Raw genomic sequence first — 19,044 nt, 5'->3', positions numbered from 1 at the left:
GCTTTCCCTCCGCCAATTGCCGTCGGGAAACCGGTCACGAGGTAGAAGGCTTTCTCATGGCGGTCTACTATTGGTGCCGCTGTGGCGGATCCCCCTCCTCTTTCCGGGACACGCCAAAAACAACTAGATGTCGAACCTAGGCGAAAAGTTGGAGGACGGAGGTTCTGCGTTGCTGCTCAGCTCCGCCATTTCAGCTAGTTGCGAGAGGGCTGCGATATCGCCGCCATTTCCGGAACCATGTACCCCGTGTTCGTCTATCGCGTTGAATTCCCCTTTGATCGAGACTTTCAGCACCTCATTTGGTCCTGCACGAAACCGCAGATCCCGGATGCCCGCTGCTGACGCTGCTCGTTTCAGACGAACCATCACCTCTGCTCTGCTTCCGGCAGGGGGGCGGAGAACCACTCCTTCAGCATCGCAACATCCTTCTGAAGCAGCATGAGGCTGCGCGCGACCGCCTCCTGCCGAGAGGCGTCGTTCTCCTGAAGCGAAACCGCCCGTTCCAGCACGTCCGCCGCGCGCTGCATGTGACCGCTGATCGCCGTCAACTCGCCCATCAGCGCGTCCAGCCGCTCCCCGATGCCCGGCGCTTGCTCCATGGCCAGGAGAATCTGCAGCGGCTCGATCAACGCCGCCAGCGTGCGGGTGATGGATATGAGCTCCTCCAGGTCGTGCGGTGGGGTCGGCGGGGTGTCGGTCATCGAGGCGCTCCAGTTGTCGTCTGAGACTGGAGTAGGGTCGCAGGTCGATCGCGGCTACGCGGCGGAGGACGGATCGCTCGGCTATCCACAGGTTCATGCGCTCGGCGATCCGCGCGACGAGGGTCGCAAGCCGTGAGGCGATCGGGGTTCGAAACTGCTTGGGCTGATGGCCCGGGTGCCGGGGCGGCATGGGCATCGGTGGCGCATGCAGCATGGCGTGCGGATCGGGCAGGGGATGGGTGCCTCGGTAGCGGTGCCTGTGGAACGCGGCACGGCGTTCGAGTGCGCGCCGGAGCCGCTCCGGAGCGAGACGCAGAGCGCTGAGCCGGTATTCCCGGTAGTCGTATTCCGGCAGGTCGTGAACCGGATGCTCGGGCGAGAACGCATCCGAGAACAAGTGCCCCCGCATTCGCCAGCGCTCGCCATGGCGGTTCGCGAATGTCACCGTGGAGTGCGTTACGGCGACAATCTCGATGCCACGGTCGAGGAGTGCTGCCTCCATTTCGTAGAGCAGCGAGGCGCGGTCGGATACCGCACCACATTCGTAGAGCGTCAAGGCATGTGCGGCGAGTTGCGTGCGCTGGTCCCGAAGGGCGCCGAGGCCGCGCCGGTTGGCCTCCGCCGATGCTTTCAGTTGCCAGTCTGGCAGCCCGACGAGGCGCATAAGGTCGATGCCGCGTGGGTCGGCATAGCCGAAGCATCCGTTGACCGTGTCGGTGAAACTGTCCCACAGCCGAAGGCTCGCTTTTCCGGGCGGATGGGGATTGAACGCCATCATCTGCGCGGGGCCGGATGCGCCCGGTCGCAGCACCATGCGGGGCAGCACGACGTTGACCTCGAGACGTCCGGTATGCGTGTGAGTGTTCGCGAAGAGCGGCGGTCGATGTTCGGGCGCGATGCCTGCGTAGGCCACGTCGAAGAACAGGCGCAGGATCCTCCCGACCCGGTCGCGGTGTGGATCCTGTCCGGCGTTGAACTCCTCGATCGGGACGTCCGTGACGGCGAAACTCAGCGTCGCTGCGCTGTAGCTGTGTTTGAACCGGAGCCCCTCGATCGTCTGCCGGACGATGGCGGCGCTGCCGACAAGCGGTTCGGGCAGCGGATCGCGCCACGTCACGCGGGCGGTTCCGCCAACCGATTTCCGCACGGTCTCGCCGGTAAGATAGTCGAGAAGGGGCCCCGCGCTGCCGTCGCGCAGTGTGCTGTGGGGAGACCAGCCGAGAATCACGAGCGATCCCCCTCGACAAGATCTGCAAGTAGCGCCTCGATCCGCGCGAGGCGGGCGAGGATGAAAACAGATGACGCGCCGGTCTCACCGGTTTCGACGGCGGACGCCACACGCTCCAGCTCCGCCTGAATGCGTCCGAGCCCGGCAGCGAACCGGGCTCGGCGAGGAGACCGGCGCTGTGCCTTGCCTACGCGTTTCTGCAGCCCTGCCGCGACGAGATATCGGGAGACGGTCAGCTCAGCTGCAGCTGCGCCTGCTTCGATCACGGACCATTCTGTGGGCGTCGCGTATACCTCCCGGCGCCTCGCCTTGTCGTGCGTGGGCTTTTTCGGTCGTCCCATGTCCTGCCTCCCGTCCAAAACTCGGCTCGAATTTCACCCCGGGGGCGGAGGAGCCTTGATGTCAGGTTTGGGAATGGACGTGAAAATCGAAAAGGCAATCTGCGGCGATGCGATCAGTTGCATCCTCGGCTCAAGGCTCCGGCGTGGGGAGGCTCTCTGAGAATCCGAGACGTCGTTTCGGGTCCACGAGGAAGCATTTTGGTTGCCAAGAACAGTAGCGCGGCGCGGAAAAGCCCCTATTCTGCGGCCCATGTGCAACCTCTATTCTGCCACCACCGCGCAGCAGGCCATGCGGCAGCTCTTCTCGGTCGCTCCCGGGCGCGACCGGCTCGGGAACTTCGAGCCGCTGCCGGCGATCTATCCGAATTACGACGGCCCCGTCGTGCGCAAGGCGGAGGACGGTGAACGCGAACTCGTGAGCCTCGCCTGGGGCTTTCGTACGACGAACCGCTCGAAGAAGACCGGCAACCTCATCAAGCCGAACGCCTGGAACAACGCGCGCGACGACAAGCTGCAGCGCGCCTCGCTCTGGAAGGAGAGCTTCCAAAAGCGCCGCTGCCTGGTACCCGGCTCGAGCTTCTGCGAGGCCAAGGGCCGCAATCCAGCCATCTACCACTGGTTCGCCATGGCGGGCGACGAACCGCGGCCGCCTTTCGCCTTCGCCGGTCTCTGGCGCCTGTCGCGCTACGAGACGAAGGACGGCCCGGGAAAGGCCGAGACCTACACGATGATCACCACAACGCCGAACGAGCTGGTGAAGCCCGTGCACCCCGCGCGCATGCCGGTGATCCTGGCACCTGAGGACTACGAGACCTGGATGGACGGCTCCGCAGAGGAGGCTTTCGTGCTCCTCAAGCCCTTCCCCGCCGATCGGATGCAGATTGTCTCGAAAGGCGAGGGCGAGCGTTCGGATGGCGGAAACGCGCGGGGGTAGCGCGGCACCAAAACGTATGCGTGGACTGCGGTGAGCACGTTCTGGACGATGTCGCGATTTGTGGTGCAGTCGGTCGAGGGCTTGCAGACCTACCAACGCTGCACATGGAAACGGATGACGTCAGTAGTAGCTGCGTCGGGATTGCCAATCCCTATCCGCGGCGCGCCCTCAGCCCTTCGATCACCCGATCCGCCATCCGGGCGCACCGCGCGCCGTCGAAGGGGAAGACCCCTTCGAAGCCGCTTGAGACCTTTTCGGTGAGGGCGGCGCGCAACTGGCGGCGGGCGCGGAACATGCGGGTGCGCAGCGTCACCTGGTTGATCGAAAGATCCTGCGCGATCTCTCGAAGCTTCATGCCCTCGACCTCGTGCAGCAGGAAGGGCAAACGCAGCTCTGGTGGCAGAGCAGCAATGGCCGTCTCGAGCAGTGCGCGGGCCTGCGCGCGCCCCAGCGCGCTGTCGGCGCCTTCGGGCGGGCTGCCGGGGAAGGCGACGATCTGGCGGGTCCGGTCCTCGGTCACGGTGTCGTATTCCTCGGCGGTGCGCGTCCGGCGGAGATGCATCCGCGCGTTGTTGATGGCAATGCGGGTGATCCAGGTCGAGAACCGTGCCCGTTCCTCGTACCGGTCCAGTCGGGTGAAGGCGGCAAGGTACGTTTCCTGGACGACGTCCTCCGCCTCGGCGTCGCCCGGGACAATGCCGCGGGCGATGCGGAAGAGCCTCGGGTTCAGGCGGCGGATCAGCTCGCGGATCGCGGTCTCGTCACCGAGACGCGCCGCGGCGACCAGTTCGGACTCGCTCCGGTCGGCCGGGTGCTCTGTCTTGCGTGCAGTCGCTGTCATCGGTCCTCCCCCTCGATCCGGCCGCTGGCAAGGATCGCCTCGACCGACGGTAGTGTGGCGGCGACCTCGGGCGGCAGGTCCTCATCCGCTGGGGCCGCGCCTTCGAAGTCGGGATCCTGCGGGGTGCCGACCACGATCCGCCCGGCCATGCCCGCGTGCTCGTGCGGGACGCAGTAATAATCATAGACCCCCGGCGCGCTGAGCGTCACATCGAAGCTCTCGTCCGGGAGCAGGAAGTCGCTGTCCCAGGCCTGGGCGGCGCTCGGGATCCGCCGCGAGCGGTCGAAGTTCGCCGGGTGATAGGCGGTGGCCGTGTGGCTGTTGCCGGGATCCTTGTTGACGAACCGCAGCGTGGTGCCCGGTGGGATCACAAGGCCGAGCGGGGCGAACCAGATCCGTTCGCCGCGTGCGGTGCCCCTCATTTCGATGACCTCGACCGAGGCGGCCAGCGGGCGGCGGGGCAGGAGGAGGGCGGCGCCAAGGCCGCCCCCCAGTGCCAGGATCCGGCGGCGCGAGGCGCTCATTCGGCCAACCGCGCCTTGGCGTCCTCGTCGTGGAACAATACGACGTGAGCATGGGGGACCTCGACGCCCGGGTGCCCGGCATTGAAATAGATGTCGACGCCGGAGACCGTGTGCGACCCGATCCCCAGACCGTCGTAGGCGGTGCCGTTCTCCAACTCCTCGATCGGGGTCATGTAGACCGTAGCCGAAAGCAGCCCGTCGTGGTCGTAGGCCAGGAACGGGCCGGCCGGCAGCATGTCGGGATTGGCGAAAAGCGTGCCGAGGCCGGGAATGAACTCGGGCAGGGGCAGCACGTCGCTGACCTGAACGAAGGGCGCCCCCGGAGGCGCCTGGCGCAGCATTTCCTCGTCGTGGGCCAGCGCGCCGGCAGCGCTGGCCACGGCGATCGCGGCCCCCAGGGCGAACGGTCTGATCATGTCGATATCCTTTTCCAAGCCGTGCCGATTGTCCGGCACACGCCCCGTTAGATGCAGCGACTCGGAAAACGTTCCCGGCGGGTGACTGATCGTCGTTCCGCTTCAGGTCCGGACTTGCGCGCGCGCAAACTCTACGGGCTGCAGATGTGGGAAATTGACCAGATCACAAAGGGCGGACATGTGATGCTGGCGGATATCGACGATCCTGACCTGACCATGGACGAGATGTTCAGGACCTGGCCTGAGACAGCTTCTGTATTCGTGAAGCGGGGCATGCTGTGTGTCGGTTGCCACATCGCCCGTTCCACACGCTGATCGACGCGTGTCGGGAGTATCAGCTTGGAGAAGAGGTCCTACGCGACGAACTGAAAGCGATCATCTCGTCCGATATGGTGTCCCACCGGCACCGCTGAGCAGGACCAGCCGGTGGGGTCGATGTGCCGATCTCAAGCAAAATGGCCAGTAAACCAGTCGAGTAATCCCCGGTGGCGCCAGTCACCCCTAGACTGGCCGAACTTTGCTCCGACCTGTGGCCGGATTTTGTGCCGCTGTTGACAGCGGCGCTGTTCACCGCGCCGCAAACCTGTGGATGTGGAGAGGCTCCTTTGCGAGGCCCGGGCAGAAGCTCGAGACGATGGGCGAGAGCTGCTTGAATAGCGCTTTCCGCTCAGCATTGACGACCTCTAGGCGCGCACGCGCGGCTTCCGCATCGCGTGCCAGTGCTGCCATGTCTACGTTAACCGGGGTGCGATCCCGCACCACGAACTTGCCTCCGACCATAACGTGACGAACCCCGCTACCGTCTTCGGTCTGGACGATCTGGTTGACCGGATCGTTGAAGGGGATCCAGTTCACATGGCCGAGGTCAAGGAACACGATGTCAGCCTTGTAGCCTGGGGCGATGCGTCCGATCTTCTCGAGACCAAGCGCCTTTGCGCCACCTTCCGTGGCGGCGCGCAGGATCTCTGATGTCGAGAGCCAGTGGCCAATGTCCGGTCCGCGGACGTGGCTCATGTACAGGGCGGCGCGCATCGCCTCGTACATGTTCTGATTATCAGAGCAGTTGGCCCCATCGGTTCCGATCGCGAGGTTCACGCCCAGTTCCAGCATCCTTCGGGCATAGGCGATCCCGTTCCCGAGGATCGCGTTGGAGCCCGCGTTGTGAGAGACATGACCGCCCTTGGCAGCGAGGCGCTTCATGTCGTCGTCGTCGAGCCAGACCCCATGCGCGACGACGAAGTCCGAGCCGACGAGACCCATGTCGTCCATGTGAGCGAGCAAGGACTTGCCATACAGGCGACGCCCGGCGATCACCTGCACCTTGCTTTCGGCTACATGGCTGTGAAGTCCGATGCCGTGAGCATGGGCGATATCTCGGCATCCTGTCAGGAAACCGTTGCTGCAGTGATGCGGTATCGTGGGAGCGACCGCAGGCCGGACCATCTCGGCGTTCGCCCCCCAGTTCTCAACCACGTCGCGGATCGCGGCGAGCGTGTTCTCGGCGGGATCTAGCTTCATTCCGCCGACGGCTTTCTGCAGATGCGCGGGGAGTTCCTGCATCAGTCCGGGAATGGCCTCGAAGAAGCTGATGTCGGCGACCATGGGGGCAAGGACGCAACGCATGCCAACCTCGGTGTAGGCATCGGCCGCAGCCGCCATCCCCTCGCGGGTCGGGCCCGGAAACTCGAACGTCAGGTCATAGGCTGCGGTACAGCCCTTTAGTAGCATCTCAACGGCGCCGATAGCCGTGGTTAGACGCTTGTCTTCAAGCTCGCGGCCGCCGGAAATCCAGGGACCCGCTGTCAGGAGCAACTCCAACGACCAGCGGTCGCCCATGCCCTTCGCAAGATTGCCGTGGCCATGGGTGTGACCATTCACGAGACCAGCGTGCATCAGGTAGCCCTCGGCGTCGATGATTTCGGCATCAGGCGGAGCGGCTAGCCCTGGGCCGCCGGTCTCGATGATCTCATCGCCCCGAAGCAAGATGTCCGTGGCGGGAGCTTCGTGCCTGTCAATATCGACAAGGCGACCGCCTCGGATGATTTTGATGTCGTTCATATCAGCGTCCTCTTAGGCGATGATCTGTGCGCCGGCGCCGGGCGACCAGGGGAACAGTCGGCGTTCAACGATACAAACGAGTTGGAATAGCAGGACACCCATGAATGACAGGACTATGAGGGCCGAGAAAGCCAATGGTGTCTCGAAGAATGCGGTCGAGGTCACGATGAAGTAGCCAAGGCCGGCATCCGCATTCACGAATTCCCCGACCACTGCGCCTACCACCGAAAGTGTGATGGCGACCTTCAGTCCAGAGAAGATCATTGGCACTGCATAGGGCAGCTTGATCCTCATGAGGATCTGCCAAGTCGATCCTCGGTAGGATTTTCCAAGCTCGATCAACTCGCGCGGGGCAGCCATCAGACCGGTGGCGATCGCAATCACGAGCGGGAAGAAGGCCACCAAAAAGGTCACGACGATGCGCGGTAATTCGTTGGCGCCGAGCGCGATGACCAGTATCGGTGCCAGCGCCACCTTGGGAATTGACTGGGTCAGCACCAGCATCGGGTAGATCACGTTCGCGACCCATTGCGACGAGGTGATCGCGACGGCGAGCGGTAGGCTGATCGCAACCGAGACGATAAAGCCGTACATGACGGTCCGAAACGTCACGACCGTATGGCCCATCAGCGTGCCGAAATTCTCCAGGGTCGCGGTCCAGATGACCGACGGTGCAGGCAAGAGGAAGACCGGCAACTGGAACAATACCACAACGGCTTCCCATAGGATAAAGAGGCCCGCGAGGCAGAGGACTGGGACGGCGGCAGACTGTGCGAGCAAGAGCAGCGCTTGTCTTGCCATCCTGTCAGGCCGCGGCCTGCTTGGAGAAAATGAGGTCGCGGATGTGTTCGACGCGGTCTTGGAAATCATTGCTCCGCTCCATTTCAAAAGTTCGGGGACGAGGCAGGGGCACATCTATCACCTCTTGCACGCGTCCGGGTCGGGCACTCATCACGACCACCCGGTCCGAAAGCAGTACTGCTTCGGAGATCGAGTGGGTCACGAAGATCACCGTCTTGGGTCTCTCCGCGCAGATGCGCAGTAGTTCGAGGCTCATCTCCTCGCGCGTCAGCGCGTCGAGGGCGCCGAAAGGTTCATCCATGAGAAGGGTCTCTGGATCGTGCATCAGCGCCCTGCAGATCGCCGCACGCTGCTGCATTCCGCCCGACAGCTCCGAAGGGCGCTTGCCGCCGTAGCCGCCTAGGCCGACGAGTTCGAGCAGTTCCGCTGCAGTCTGCCGTGCAGCGCCATCGACCGGCCGATGGAGCATCCTGAGGGGAAACAGCAGGTTCTCCTCGATACTCGCCCAAGGTAGGAGTGTCGGACTTTGGAACACGAGGCCGGTATCGACCCTGGGCTCGCGCACGGCATCGCCGCCAATGCTGATCTTGCCCGCGGATGGGAGCATCAACCCGGCGACGAGCCTCAGCAGCGTGGACTTTCCACAACCGGAAGGCCCCACAAGGGAGACAAATTCATGGCTGCCGACATCAAGGCTGACGGCGTCGAGCGCCTGGACTGTGCTGCCGTCGCTGCTTTCGAAGATTCGTGAGACATCGCGTATCGAAATCATCTACCTGGACTTCCTGTTCGGTTTGGCGGCTGCGGGCGAAAGCAAGTGTGCATGGCGCCGCGCAGCAACTCACGTCAGTCCAGCTGGCTGGTGTCGATCGCGTTTGTCGGATCCCATTCAGGATCCAGTTCCTGAGCTTCCGCCACGACCTCCCATGTGAAAGCCAGCCGCTGGGGGTCATAATTGCCGAGGCCGGTGATTTCTGAGTGTTCGTTGAAGACGAACTCGAGCGTAGCGGCGAGGCTGCCCATGCAATCGTCCATCGCGACTTCCGGAACCCGCTCGACGTGAAGCGCGCAGGTTTCCTCGGGGTTTTCCTTGGCCCAGGTGAACGTCTCGTGGATGGCATCGGTGAAACGCCGTACGAGGTCAGGATTTTCCTCAAGCATCTTGTCGCTTGTGACGATCGAGGCCGCGTAGATGGCAAAGCCAACCTCTTCGAAAGGCAGGACACTAATCGTCTCGCCAGCTTCTTCAGCGGCCTTGTTCTGGTAGTAGTGGTGGATCGAATAGAAGGGCGCCGCGTCGATACGCTTCTGGATCAGAAGCGGAGCCATCGCCGCGCCGTCCGTGTTCACCCATACGATCTTGCTCGGATCGGTGCCGGCGCGTTCAGCGACCTTGGGAAAATAAAGCCGGTGACTGTTTCCGGGTGTGATGCCGATCTGCTTACCCTCAAGTCCCTTGAAATCGGTGATCCCGGAGCTTTCGAGAACGAAGAGCGAGTGCGGGGAATGGGTGTAGAGGATCGAGATCGTCTTGACGGGCATGTCGGCCCGGGCCCTGCCAGCAAGCACGGCCCCGATGTCCGCAACTCCGAAATCGAAGCCGCCGGATGCGAGTTTGGTAACGGTATCGCCTGAGCCGTACCCACGGGTAATCGTCACATCGATCCCATGTTTCTCGAAGATCCCCTTCGACCAGCCGCCATAGTACATCGCGTGCTCCCCGGATGGGATCCAGTCGGTCTGGAAAGTCACCTTATCGAGGTCCTGGGATGCTGCGGGTGTGAAGAAGAGAGCGCCGAGCGCGCTTGCGGTGAGAGTGGTCTTCATCATCGACATCGTTCGATTGAACATGGATAGGTCCCCTGCTTGCCCGTGAAATCCGGCCTATTGGCGCCTGTTGGCAAACCACGCGGCGGTGTTGGCGGCGTGTGCCGGGCGTAGAAAGTCGGATCAGATTTGCTAAGGGGGCGAGCGGCGATCCGGTCGTGTCAAATGATCGGTGCGTCCGGTGCGTAATTAATGGCATACTCGCCGAAGATTGCCCCAATGGCGATCATAATTTCAGAGAGTGTCCGCTTGATAATCAAATAACTTTTTCAGATGAATACTCTTGGATCAGGGACCCACTCGCCGTTTGCCGTTCGGCTTAATCAGAGATGCAATCCTGAAGGTGACGTCATTGATTGGCCTTCTTAGAGAGTTCTAGACGCGACCTCGTTGGCTAACGATTTGGTAAAAAACGAATTCTACCTTGCGCGCGCCCTCGGCCCTTCGATCACCCCTATCCGCCATCCGGGCGCACCGCGCGCCGTCGAAGGGGAAGACCCCTTCGAAGCCGCTTGAGACCTTTTCGGTGAGGGCGGCGCGCAACTGGCGGCGGGCGCGGAACATGCGGGTGCGCAGCGTCACCTGGTTGATCGAAAGATCCTGCGCGATCTCTCGAAGCTTCATGCCCTCGACCTCGTGCAGCAGGAAGGGCAAACGCAGCTCTGGTGGCAGAGCAGCAATGGCCGTCTCGAGCAGTGCGCGGGCCTGCGCGCGCCCCAGCGCGCTGTCGGCGCCTTCGGGCGGGCTGCCGGGGAAGGCGACGATCTGGCGGGTCCGGTCCTCGGTCACGGTGTCGTATTCCTCGGCAGGGCGCGTCCGGCGGAGATGCATGCGCGCGTTGTTGATGGCAATGCGGGTGATCCAGGTCGAGAACCGTGCCCGTTCCTCGTACCGGTCCAGCCGGGTGAAGGCGGCAAGATACGTTTCCTGGACGACGTCCTCCGCCTCGGCGTCGCCTGGGACAATTCCGCGGCGACCAGTTCGGATACGCCCCGGTCGGCCTCTTAGTCCAACGCGCTGATTTAGAACGTTGTGTGCGATAATCGAACTCAGTGATCGATTATTTGACGAAGTAGTATCGGTACCGCACCAAGCACGCGGAGGAAATTCTCGGTTCGTAGGAGGAATCATGAAACTTGGTGTGCTTCTTGCCGGTGCGGTCGCCGCAGCCGTTGCACTGCCGGCTGTGGCCGAAACCACATTGCGCGTCCAGACCGCGCAGAACGCGGGCGACTTCGTCATGTCGCGGCTGCAGGAGATCTGGGTGCCCAAGCTGGCGGCCATGACCGATGGGGAACTGCAGATCGAACTGCTGCCCACGGGCGCGGTTGTTCCGCATCGCGAAACACCGAAGGCGGTCTCGGCGGGTATTCTGGACGGGCAGATGACCACGGCGAACTATTTCGCAGGGCAGGATCCGGCCTTCGCGTTGTTCGGCGACCTGATCGCGGCATTCGACACGCCAGACCAGGGGCAGACCTTCTGCCGGAACGACAAGGGCCGCGACGTGCTGCAGGGGCTCTATGACAACCACTTCGGGACCGGTCTGCAGGTGATCGGCTGCGGTCCCTACGCCCGCGAGGCGCTGGTCGCGGCGACGCCGATCCGCACGCTTGCGGATATGCAGGGCATGAAGATCCGTGCCCCCGAGGGCCTTGCGGCCGAGGTGTTCCGCGAGGTCGGCGCGACCCCGGTCAGCATTCCATTCAGCGAAGTCTACACCTCGCTCGAAACCGGGCTGGTCGACGCCGCCGATGCCAGCGCGCTGGTCAACAACGAGGCGCTGGGCCTGCACAAGATCGCCAAGGCGCCGATCTATCCGGGCATCCACTCGCAGGCGGTACACAGCTTCTCGCTGAACCAGCGGGTCTGGGAAGGGCTGAGCGAGCAGCACAAGACCATCCTCGAGGTCTGGTACAACGCCGCCTACGACGATCTGCGCCGTGCCGCAGACCTGGAAGATCGCGCCACCGCCGTGGAACTGGCGGGCCGCGAAGGTTTCGAGATCATCGACTGGTCGGCGGCCGACCGTCAGGGCTTCCGCGATGCCGCGAAAGTTGCCTGGGAACGGGCCGCCAGCCAGTCCGAGGACGCCGCCGCCGTTTATGAGGCGCAGACGGACTACCTGCGCCTGATCGGTCTTCTGGACGAGTAACTCAGCGGGGCCGGAGGCGCCCGAAACCGTGCCTCCGGCCATCCGTCGGGACAAGACACATGCAAGCCAGCCTGTTCGTATCGCGGCTCAGCATCGCCATCGGCTATGCCTGTGCGCCGCTCTACCTGGTCTCGCTCCTGGTCGCCGTGCGCGAAGTGGTGATGCGCTATTTCTTCGCCGCGCCGTCGGACTGGGCCTTCGAGATCAGTCTCACCCTTTGCGCGATCGCCTGGGCGCTGTCGGTCGGCTATGTCGGCCAGCAGAACCGGCATATCGCGATCACCTTCCTGCATGACCTGGCGGGTCCCGGCCTGCGCCGCGTGCTGGATATCCTGACGCTAGTGCTGACGCTGATCGCCTTCGTTGCCCTGGCCGTCGCCACGTTCGAGCCCGCGCTCGAGGCCATCACGCGGCTTGAGCGTACCGGCAGCGCCTTCAACCCGCCGATGCCCGCCGTACTGAAGCCGACGCTGTTCATAGCCGCCTGCCTGGGCGCGGTGCAGACCGTCGCGAACCTGGCGCTGGCCCTTCTCGGTACGCCGTCGCCGGCAAGCGCCAAACCGAACGAGATCGAGCCATGAGCATCGCCATCGTCACTGCCCTGATCGTCGCGGCGCTACTCGTGCTGATGGTTCTGGGCACCCCCCTCGGGATCGCCACGCTGTTGGTCTCGGTCGCCACCGCGCTGATCTACTTCGGCCCGCCGGGCCTGTTCCTGGTGTCGAGCAACGTCTACCACGTGCTGGAAAACTACTCGCTGGTCGCGGTTCCGCTGTTCGTCTTCATGGCCGGGATCCTCGAGCGCTCGGGCATCGCCGAGCGGCTGTTCGACGCCATGGCGACGCTTGGCGGGCGGTTCCCCGGTTCGCTGGGCATCCAGACCTGTATAGTTGCCGTGTTCCTGGCCGCGATGAGCGGTATCATGGGCGGCGAGATCGTCATGCTGGGCATGGTGGCGCTGCCGCAGATGCTGCGCCTCGGCTATGACCGCAAGCTCTCTATCGGGCTTATCTGCGCCTCGGGCGCGCTGGCGACGCTGATCCCGCCGAGTATCGTGATGATCGTCTACGGCGTTACCGCGAACGTCTCGATCTCCGATCTCTTTCTAGGCGGCGCGCTGCCGGGGCTGATGCTGGCCGTGATCTACATGGGCTACATCTACACCCGCTGTCGGTTGAACCCCGAACTGGCCCCGGTCGCGCCGCCCCGCGAAGGCGACCGGCGCAAGGCGAAGCTCGGCGCGCTGCGGGACCTGATCGCACCGCTGTTCGTGATCTCGAGCGTGATGGGCACGATCTACTCCGGGATCGCCTCGGTGACCGAGGCCGCCGCGATCGGTGCCTGTGCTGCGCTGCTGGTTGCACTGATCCGCGGGCAACTAAGCTACACGATGGTGCGCGACACCTTCCGGCAGACTGTGCTGACCGTCGGGTCGGTGATCTGGCTGGTACTCGGCGCTGTCAGCCTTGTCGGGATCTACAACATCATCGGCGGCAGCCGCTTCCTGCAAGGCGCGTTGAACGGGCTGGAGTGGCACCCGATCCTGATCATCCTGTTGATGATGGCGATCGTCTTTGTGCTGGGCACGTTCATGGAGTGGATCGCCATCGTCTTCATCACCGTGCCGATCTTCGCGCCGGTCGTTGCCTCGTTCGGCTACGATCCGGTCTGGTTCGGCGTGCTGTTCGCTATGAACATCCAGATCTACTACCTGTCGCCGCCCTTCGGCCCGGCCTGCTTCTTCCTGAAAAGCGTCGCGCCGACGGATGTCACCTTGCAGGAGATCTTCGCCTCGGTCTGGCCGTTCGTGCTGATGCAGATCGCTGGCTTGCTGCTGGTGCTGTTCATTCCCCAGATCGCGACATTCCTTCCGGAGGTGCTTTCCCGATGACACCCGAAGATGAGCACAAGACCGGCCCCAGGCTGGGCAGGCGCGCCGACCTTCTGTCGGACCTTGCCGGATATGTCCTGGCCGCCGCTGTGATTGGCGTGATGTTCGCGCTGTCCGGATCCCTCAGATGAGTTGTGGAAAAGACATGAAGAAAGACCCCGAGGCGCTTCGCTCCCACCGCTGGTTTGGCGACCAGGGCCTGCGCACCTTCGGCCACCGGTCGCGCATGATGCAGATGGGCTATGATCCCGAGGACTGGTCAGGCCGCCCGATCATCGCGATCATCAACACCTGGTCGGACATCAACCCGTGCCACGCACATTTCCGGCAGCGGGCCGAATCCGTGAAGACCGGTATCCTGCAATCCGGCGGCTTTCCGCTGGAACTGCCCGCGATCTCGCTGGCCGAGCAGTTCGTGAAGCCCTCGGCGATGCTGTACCGGAACCTGCTGGCGATGGAGACCGAGGAGCTGATCCGCTCGCACCCGATCGACGGTGTCGTACTGATGGGCGGTTGCGACAAGACCACGCCGGGCCTGCTGATGGGCGCGATCAGCATGGACGTTCCCGCGATCTACATTCCGGCGGGTCCGATGCTGCGTGGCAACTGGCAGGGCAAGACGCTCGGTTCGGGTTCGGACAGCTGGAAATACTGGGACGAACTGCGCGCCGGCAACATCACCCGCGAGGACTGGAAAGGGGTCGAGCGCGGCATCGCCCGCAGCTATGGTCACTGCATGACCATGGGCACGGCCTCGACCATGACGGCGATCGCGGACGCACTGGGCACGACGCTGCCGGGTGCCTCGTCGATCCCCGCGCCCGATTCCAACCACATCGCCATGAGCAAGAACGCCGGTCGACGGATCGTCGACATGGTGTGGGACGACCTGAAGCCCTCGGACATCATCAAGCCTGCCTCGGTGCAGAACGCGATTGCGGTCGCGATGGCGATGGGATGCTCGACCAATGCGATCATCCACCTGATCGCCATCGGAAGGCGAGCAGGCGTGGACGTTTCGCTGGAGGATTTCGACCGCGCCAGCCGCAAGGTACCGGTGGTGGCGAACGTGCGCCCCAGCGGCGATACCTACCTGATGGAGGATTTCTTCTACGCAGGGGGGCTGCCCGCCCTCATGTCGCGGATCACCGAGCATCTGGACCTTGGGATGATCTCGGTCACCGGGCGTCCGCTGTCCGAGGATATTGCCGGGGCCAGGGTCTATAATGACGACGTGATCCGCGGCGTCGACAACCCGATCTATGCCGAAGGCGCGCTGGCCGTGCTCAAGGGCAACCTTGCGCCCGACGGCTGCGTGATCAAGCCGTCGGCCTGCAGCGAGAAGTTCCAGGTGCACACCGGCCCGGCGCTGGTCTTCGACAGCTATGAAGAGTTGAAGGCCCGCATCGACGACGACGATCTGGACGTGACCGAGGACAGCGTAATGGTCCTGCGCAATGCCGGGCCCGTGGGTGGGCCGGGGATGCCGGAATGGGGCATGCTGCCGATTCCGGGCAAGCTGGTGAAGGCCGGAGTGCGCGACATGCTGCGCCTTTCGGACGCGCGGATGAGCGGCACCAGCTATGGCGCCTGCGTACTGCACGTCTCGCCCGAAGCGCATGTCGGCGGCCCACTGGCGCTGCTGCGCACGGGCGACATGATCAGCGTCAACATCCCCGAGCGGAGCATCCACATGGAGGTGTCGGACGACGAACTGGCGCAGCGCCGCGCGGACTGGGTCCAGCCGCAGGAGCCCTATGGCCGTGGTTTCGGCAGGATGTACGCGACCCATGTCTCACAGGCGCATGACGGTTGTGACTTCGATTTTCTTCAGACCGGGGCCGGACCGCGCGTCCCCGAGCCGAAAATCTTCTGAAGGCGGGGTCGTGTCCGACGAGGCGAAACCGCAGATCGGCGAGGACCTCTTCGGGGACAACCCGAAGAACTACTCGTTGACCCTAGCCAAGGGCATTGCCGTGATGGAGATGTTCGGCCCGGATCTGCGGACGATCACCTTTCAGAGCGCGGCGGACCGTTTGGGTACCAGCCGGGCCACCGCGCGGCGGCTGATCCTGACGTTACACGCGATGGGGTATCTCGATCGCACCAACGAGGGATACCAGCTGACTGCGCGGTGCCTTGCGATCTCGCGGTCGTTCCTTGCCGGCAACAGCATCCTGTCGATGCTGGCCGACAAGGTCCGGCGGCTCGCGACGCAGATCGACTGCCCCTGTTCCATCGTCTCGCTCAGCGGGCCGGACGTGATGTTCCTCTGCCGCGATCCGTCGAGGCGGGTCTATGCATCGCAGCTGGCGCTTGGCGACCGGCTTCCGGCGCACGCTTCGGCCGGTGGCAAATTGCTGCTGGCGACGCTGGAGGATGCGGCGATCCGCGACTGGTTCGCGGCTCACAGTCCGGGGCAGGTCGCGTCGCGCACGATCACGGATCCCGACACGATGCTGGCCGACGCGGCCGAGATCCGCATGCGGGGATACGCGGTGTCCGAGGGCGAGCTTGAGGACAGTCTCGTCTCGCTGGCGGTGCCGGTCCGGGATCATGCCGGGGCGATCAAGTTGGCGCTGATCATCTCGCAATTCTCGACCCGGATGACCGCGGACGAGGTCGCGGCGCACTACCTGGAGCCGGTGCTGGCGGCTGCCGAGGACATTTCCCAAACCTATGCCGATTTTCTTCGGCACAATGCCTGAGGTGCAGGGGGGCGCATGAACCTGAAGACGCGGCTGGCGGCGCGGGAGCCGCTGTTGGGCACGTTCCTCAAGACGCCCCATCACGTTTTGGTCGAAGTGCTCGCGGGCACGGATCTGGATTTCCTCGTGCTGGACGCCGAGCACGCGCCCTTCACCCTGGCCGAGATCGACCGCTGCATTCTTGCGGGTCGGGCCTCGGGTCTTCCGGTGCTGGTGCGGCTGATCGACGACAGTGCAGGCTCGATCCTTCGGGTGCTCGACATGGGCGCGGCGGGGATCGTCGTGCCGCATGTCGGCTCGGCGGCGCAGGCCGAGGCGATCGTTGCCCGCACGCGCTATGTTCCCGGCGGCCGTGGCTTTGCGGGTACCAACCGGGGCGGCGGTTATGGTTCCATTCCGGCGGCGGACCTGGTCGAGCGGGCGGAAGGCACGGTGATCATCGCCCAGATCGAGAGCGAAGCCGCCGCCGCGAACGCGGCCGAAATCGCGCGGGTCGATGGCATCGACGCCTGTTTCGTGGGCCGCGCCGATCTTGGCGCGTCCATGGGGATCTTCGACGCGGGGCACGCGCGCGTCGCCGAACTGACGCGGGCGGTGATCGACGAGACAGTGGGCGCCGGGAAATCCTCGGCACTGTTCGTCGGAAGTGCGGCAGAGATCCCGGAGTGGCGCGACGCAGGCGCCAACGTCTTCCTGCTGGCCAGCGAGCACAAGGCGATCACCAGCTTTTTCAAGGACATCTGAGCGGATCCGCCCGGCGAACGGGGAGATGTCCGAACTGAACATCTCGGGCTTTCCCCCAGGGCTCGTCCGCCTCTAGGATCGCCCAAACAACGCCCGAGGGAGGAATCCGGATTGACCATCGATATGCGCGCGCCGCTGCGGCAGCCATTGCTTGACCGCCGCTTGCGCCTGGGGTTCGTGGGCGGCGGCATCGGCGCCCTCGTCGGGGACTGGCACTCGGCGGGCGCGCGGCTCTCCAACCATTGGGAGATCGTCGCCGGCGCCCTGTCCTCGGATCCCGAACGGGCGCGGGCCTCGGCCGCGCGCTGGATGATCCCCGAGGATCGCAGCTACGCAGATTTTGCCGAGATGGCCCGCGCCGAGGCGGCGCGCCCGGACGGGATCGACGCGGTATCGATCTGCACGCCGAACTGGACGCATTTCGAGATCGCCAAGGCATTCCTCGATGCCGGGATAAATGTGATCCTCGACAAGCCGATGACCACGCGGCTCGACGATGCCGAGGTGCTGGCGCTCCATGGCCGCGACGGCGGGCCGAAGCTCTACATCACGTATCCGTTCGCATTCCACGCCATGGTCCGGCAGGCGCGGCACATGATCCTGAACGGCGATCTGGGCCGTATCAGACAGGTGAATGTGGAGTACCTGCAGGAATGGGCAACCGAAGCCCCCGATCCTTCGATCAAGGGGCGGGCCTGGCGGATGGACCCCGAGAAGGCCGGGCGATCCTCGGCGATGGGGGATATCGGCACCCATGCCTACCACCTGCTGCACTACACCACCGGGCTCGACATCGACGCGCTGCGGGCCGATTTCCATGTCTGCGGTGCGCCGAAGGACCTCGAGGATACGGCCTACGTCAACCTGCGGATGGAGGGCGGCGTGCCCGGTCTTCTCTGGGTCACGCAGGCTGCGCCGGGGCAATACTGTGGCCTCCGGATGCGGATCTGGGGCGAGAAGGGCGGGCTGAGCTGGGACCAGGAGCATCCCGAACGGCTGGTGCACGCGCCGCTGAACGAGCCCGAGCGGCATATCCTGCGCGGCAAGGGCGTCGGCCTCTGCCCTGAGGCGGAGCGGCTGGTGCATCTGCCGCGCGGCCACCCCGAGGCGCTGAGCGATGCCTGGGCGAACCTCTACGCCGAGATCGGCGTGGCGATCGCGGCCGAGGTCTCCGGCCAGCCGCTGCCCGAGGGCCTGGTCGAACTGCCGACCGGGATCGACGGTGCGCAGGGCGTACGGTTCATCCACGCCTGTGCCGACAGCCACGAGGCTGGCGGCACCTGGGTGGATTTCGGGCGCACGGCCTGAGCAATACGGCGGGGCAGGCGCCCCGCCGAGTTCAGGCGCCAGTCCTAGCCCTTATGGGCCTGCATGTTCTCGTATTGGTGCGAGTAGATCTCGACGACGTTGCCGAACGGGTCTGCGCAATAGCACATCCGATAGTCTTCCGAGGGGGGACGCTCTGCCCAGAAATCCGAGATTTGCTGGCCACCTGTTTCCACGATACGCGCGACCAGGCCCTCGACATCGGGATCGGTTACACAGATGTGGAAAAAGCCCGAGCGCCAAAATTCAACGGCGTTCTCGCGCTGCTCGAAGGGCGGATCCACCGGCTCGAACAGCTCAAAGCCGACACCATTGCCGGTGCTCATGTGAGCGATCCGTAGATGCTGCAACTGTTTACCTAGGACTTCTTGGGCCTGCCTGCCGCTGCGATCGCCCGGCTTCAGATCGAATGGTCCCGATACAAGGCCGAACCCCATGACATCCCGATACCAGGTGATAGCGGCCTCGATGTCGGTTACCACCGCGCCGACGTGATTGATTGCGACTGGTCTTGGCATTCCCCGGAAACCCTCTGTTGGTATGATTGTT

Annotated in this window: 21 protein-coding genes; 10 read left to right on the top strand and 11 right to left on the bottom strand. The window is 64.2% G+C overall.

Features of this window, described 5'->3' with window-relative positions; genetic code table 11:
• Positions 1 to 123 precede the first annotated feature (123 nt).
• Positions 124 to 1,929: a hypothetical protein gene (locus ACW9UR_RS24780; RefSeq protein ID WP_458919757.1), complete on the bottom strand. Its 1,806-nt coding sequence runs from the start codon at positions 1,927 to 1,929 to the stop codon at positions 124 to 126.
• Positions 1,926 to 2,270 carry a plasmid mobilization protein gene (locus ACW9UR_RS24775; protein ID WP_458919756.1) on the bottom strand — a complete coding sequence of 115 codons (345 nt, stop codon included), beginning with the start codon at positions 2,268 to 2,270 and terminating at the stop codon, positions 1,926 to 1,928. The genes ACW9UR_RS24780 and ACW9UR_RS24775 overlap by 4 nt, the downstream gene beginning before the upstream one ends.
• A 250-nt stretch (positions 2,271 to 2,520) precedes the next feature.
• Here ACW9UR_RS24775 and ACW9UR_RS24770 point away from each other — a divergent pair, with 250 nt between their 5' ends.
• The gene (locus ACW9UR_RS24770; RefSeq protein ID WP_458919780.1) at positions 2,521 to 3,204 is read left to right on the top strand and encodes an SOS response-associated peptidase; all 684 of its coding nucleotides are present in this window, start codon (positions 2,521 to 2,523) and stop codon (positions 3,202 to 3,204) included.
• A 151-nt stretch (positions 3,205 to 3,355) separates the two neighbouring features.
• Here ACW9UR_RS24770 and ACW9UR_RS24765 read toward each other — a convergent pair whose 3' ends face one another.
• Genes ACW9UR_RS24765 through ACW9UR_RS24755 form a run of 3 tightly spaced genes read right to left on the bottom strand, consistent with a single transcriptional unit; the run spans position 3,356 to position 4,985 of the window.
• On the bottom strand, positions 3,356 to 4,045 hold the full coding sequence (locus ACW9UR_RS24765) for an RNA polymerase sigma factor (RefSeq protein ID WP_458919755.1): 690 nt from the start codon (positions 4,043 to 4,045) through the stop codon (positions 3,356 to 3,358).
• Entirely contained in the window at positions 4,042 to 4,569 is a 528-nt protein-coding gene (locus ACW9UR_RS24760; RefSeq protein WP_458919754.1) for a plastocyanin/azurin family copper-binding protein, read from the bottom strand. Before ACW9UR_RS24760 ends, ACW9UR_RS24765 begins: the two co-directional genes overlap by 4 nt.
• The gene (locus ACW9UR_RS24755) at positions 4,566 to 4,985 is read right to left on the bottom strand and encodes a hypothetical protein (RefSeq protein ID WP_458919753.1); all 420 of its coding nucleotides are present in this window, start codon (positions 4,983 to 4,985) and stop codon (positions 4,566 to 4,568) included. Before ACW9UR_RS24755 ends, ACW9UR_RS24760 begins: the two co-directional genes overlap by 4 nt.
• An 81-nt stretch (positions 4,986 to 5,066) precedes the next feature.
• Here ACW9UR_RS24755 and ACW9UR_RS24750 point away from each other — a divergent pair, with 81 nt between their 5' ends.
• The gene (locus ACW9UR_RS24750; RefSeq protein ID WP_458919752.1) at positions 5,067 to 5,300 is read left to right on the top strand and encodes a hypothetical protein; all 234 of its coding nucleotides are present in this window, start codon (positions 5,067 to 5,069) and stop codon (positions 5,298 to 5,300) included.
• 252 nt (positions 5,301 to 5,552) lie between these two features.
• On the opposite strand, the gene ACW9UR_RS24745 is transcribed toward ACW9UR_RS24750, so the two are convergent.
• The 5 genes from ACW9UR_RS24745 to ACW9UR_RS24725 all read right to left on the bottom strand — a co-directional run bounded on the left by ACW9UR_RS24745 (position 5,553) and on the right by ACW9UR_RS24725 (position 10,802).
• Positions 5,553 to 7,043, bottom strand: coding sequence for an amidohydrolase family protein (locus ACW9UR_RS24745; RefSeq protein ID WP_458919751.1), 1,491 nt, complete (start codon positions 7,041 to 7,043; stop codon positions 5,553 to 5,555).
• Between the two features lie 12 nt (positions 7,044 to 7,055).
• Complete coding sequence (locus ACW9UR_RS24740; protein WP_458919750.1) at positions 7,056 to 7,913, bottom strand: ABC transporter permease; 858 nt, start codon at positions 7,911 to 7,913, stop codon at positions 7,056 to 7,058.
• Positions 7,849 to 8,616: an ABC transporter ATP-binding protein gene (locus ACW9UR_RS24735; protein ID WP_458919749.1), complete on the bottom strand. Its 768-nt coding sequence runs from the start codon at positions 8,614 to 8,616 to the stop codon at positions 7,849 to 7,851. The genes ACW9UR_RS24740 and ACW9UR_RS24735 overlap by 65 nt, the downstream gene beginning before the upstream one ends.
• Positions 8,617 to 8,690: 74 nt before the next feature.
• A complete protein-coding gene (locus ACW9UR_RS24730; RefSeq protein ID WP_458919748.1) occupies positions 8,691 to 9,695 on the bottom strand; it encodes an ABC transporter substrate-binding protein in 1,005 nt (334 codons plus the stop codon).
• 351 nt (positions 9,696 to 10,046) lie between these two features.
• Entirely contained in the window at positions 10,047 to 10,802 is a 756-nt protein-coding gene (locus ACW9UR_RS24725; protein WP_458919747.1) for a sigma-70 family RNA polymerase sigma factor, read from the bottom strand.
• Here ACW9UR_RS24725 and dctP point away from each other — a divergent pair.
• The 8 genes from dctP to ACW9UR_RS24685 all read left to right on the top strand — a co-directional run bounded on the left by dctP (position 10,801) and on the right by ACW9UR_RS24685 (position 18,477).
• A complete protein-coding gene (gene dctP / locus ACW9UR_RS24720; RefSeq protein WP_458919746.1) occupies positions 10,801 to 11,826 on the top strand; it encodes a TRAP transporter substrate-binding protein DctP in 1,026 nt (341 codons plus the stop codon). The two genes, ACW9UR_RS24725 and dctP, sit on opposite strands and share 2 nt — an antisense overlap.
• Positions 11,827 to 11,885: 59 nt before the next feature.
• Positions 11,886 to 12,407, top strand: coding sequence for a TRAP transporter small permease subunit (locus ACW9UR_RS24715; protein WP_458919745.1), 522 nt, complete (start codon positions 11,886 to 11,888; stop codon positions 12,405 to 12,407).
• Positions 12,404 to 13,717: a TRAP transporter large permease gene (locus ACW9UR_RS24710; protein WP_458919744.1), complete on the top strand. Its 1,314-nt coding sequence runs from the start codon at positions 12,404 to 12,406 to the stop codon at positions 13,715 to 13,717. Before ACW9UR_RS24715 ends, ACW9UR_RS24710 begins: the two co-directional genes overlap by 4 nt.
• A complete protein-coding gene (locus ACW9UR_RS24705) occupies positions 13,714 to 13,848 on the top strand; it encodes a hypothetical protein (RefSeq protein WP_458919743.1) in 135 nt (44 codons plus the stop codon). The genes ACW9UR_RS24710 and ACW9UR_RS24705 overlap by 4 nt, the downstream gene beginning before the upstream one ends.
• 14 nt (positions 13,849 to 13,862) lie before the next feature.
• Positions 13,863 to 15,593 (top strand): L-arabinonate dehydratase, encoded by a 1,731-nt coding sequence (gene araD, locus ACW9UR_RS24700; protein WP_458919742.1) that lies wholly within the window; start codon positions 13,863 to 13,865, stop codon positions 15,591 to 15,593.
• A gap of 10 nt (positions 15,594 to 15,603) precedes the next feature.
• Entirely contained in the window at positions 15,604 to 16,425 is an 822-nt protein-coding gene (locus ACW9UR_RS24695; protein WP_458919741.1) for an IclR family transcriptional regulator domain-containing protein, read from the top strand.
• Positions 16,426 to 16,440: 15 nt separating this feature from the next.
• Positions 16,441 to 17,169 carry an HpcH/HpaI aldolase family protein gene (locus tag ACW9UR_RS24690; protein WP_458919740.1) on the top strand — a complete coding sequence of 243 codons (729 nt, stop codon included), beginning with the start codon at positions 16,441 to 16,443 and terminating at the stop codon, positions 17,167 to 17,169.
• A 111-nt stretch (positions 17,170 to 17,280) separates the two neighbouring features.
• Positions 17,281 to 18,477 carry a Gfo/Idh/MocA family protein gene (locus tag ACW9UR_RS24685; protein ID WP_458919739.1) on the top strand — a complete coding sequence of 399 codons (1,197 nt, stop codon included), beginning with the start codon at positions 17,281 to 17,283 and terminating at the stop codon, positions 18,475 to 18,477.
• Positions 18,478 to 18,521: 44 nt separating this feature from the next.
• On the opposite strand, the gene ACW9UR_RS24680 is transcribed toward ACW9UR_RS24685, so the two are convergent.
• Positions 18,522 to 19,013 carry a VOC family protein gene (locus ACW9UR_RS24680; protein ID WP_458919738.1) on the bottom strand — a complete coding sequence of 164 codons (492 nt, stop codon included), beginning with the start codon at positions 19,011 to 19,013 and terminating at the stop codon, positions 18,522 to 18,524.
• Positions 19,014 to 19,044: the final 31 nt, after the last annotated feature.

It is taken from the genome of Halovulum sp. GXIMD14794 (assembly GCF_054457455.1).
This window is presented reverse-complemented; position numbering and strand designations above follow the sequence as displayed.

Excerpts from the sequence above, each read along its gene's own strand:
- ACW9UR_RS24755 (WP_458919753.1), bottom strand. The coding sequence starts at position 4,985 with ATGATCAGACCGTTCGCCCTGGGGGCCGCGATCGCCGTGGCCAGCGCT.
- ACW9UR_RS24730 (WP_458919748.1), bottom strand. The coding sequence starts at position 9,695 with ATGTTCAATCGAACGATGTCGATGATGAAGACCACTCTCACCGCAAGC.
- ACW9UR_RS24765 (WP_458919755.1), bottom strand. The coding sequence starts at position 4,045 with ATGACAGCGACTGCACGCAAGACAGAGCACCCGGCCGACCGGAGCGAG.
- ACW9UR_RS24690 (WP_458919740.1), top strand. The coding sequence starts at position 16,441 with ATGAACCTGAAGACGCGGCTGGCGGCGCGGGAGCCGCTGTTGGGCACG.
- ACW9UR_RS24770 (WP_458919780.1), top strand. The coding sequence starts at position 2,521 with ATGTGCAACCTCTATTCTGCCACCACCGCGCAGCAGGCCATGCGGCAG.
- ACW9UR_RS24760 (WP_458919754.1), bottom strand. The coding sequence starts at position 4,569 with ATGAGCGCCTCGCGCCGCCGGATCCTGGCACTGGGGGGCGGCCTTGGC.
- ACW9UR_RS24715 (WP_458919745.1), top strand. The coding sequence starts at position 11,886 with ATGCAAGCCAGCCTGTTCGTATCGCGGCTCAGCATCGCCATCGGCTAT.
- ACW9UR_RS24745 (WP_458919751.1), bottom strand. The coding sequence starts at position 7,043 with ATGAACGACATCAAAATCATCCGAGGCGGTCGCCTTGTCGATATTGAC.
- araD (WP_458919742.1), top strand. The coding sequence starts at position 13,863 with ATGAAGAAAGACCCCGAGGCGCTTCGCTCCCACCGCTGGTTTGGCGAC.
- dctP (WP_458919746.1), top strand. The coding sequence starts at position 10,801 with ATGAAACTTGGTGTGCTTCTTGCCGGTGCGGTCGCCGCAGCCGTTGCA.
- ACW9UR_RS24705 (WP_458919743.1), top strand. The coding sequence starts at position 13,714 with ATGACACCCGAAGATGAGCACAAGACCGGCCCCAGGCTGGGCAGGCGC.
- ACW9UR_RS24775 (WP_458919756.1), bottom strand. The coding sequence starts at position 2,270 with ATGGGACGACCGAAAAAGCCCACGCACGACAAGGCGAGGCGCCGGGAG.
- ACW9UR_RS24740 (WP_458919750.1), bottom strand. The coding sequence starts at position 7,913 with ATGATTTCCAAGACCGCGTCGAACACATCCGCGACCTCATTTTCTCCA.
- ACW9UR_RS24735 (WP_458919749.1), bottom strand. The coding sequence starts at position 8,616 with ATGATTTCGATACGCGATGTCTCACGAATCTTCGAAAGCAGCGACGGC.
- ACW9UR_RS24725 (WP_458919747.1), bottom strand. The coding sequence starts at position 10,802 with ATGATTCCTCCTACGAACCGAGAATTTCCTCCGCGTGCTTGGTGCGGT.
- ACW9UR_RS24680 (WP_458919738.1), bottom strand. The coding sequence starts at position 19,013 with ATGCCAAGACCAGTCGCAATCAATCACGTCGGCGCGGTGGTAACCGAC.
- ACW9UR_RS24710 (WP_458919744.1), top strand. The coding sequence starts at position 12,404 with ATGAGCATCGCCATCGTCACTGCCCTGATCGTCGCGGCGCTACTCGTG.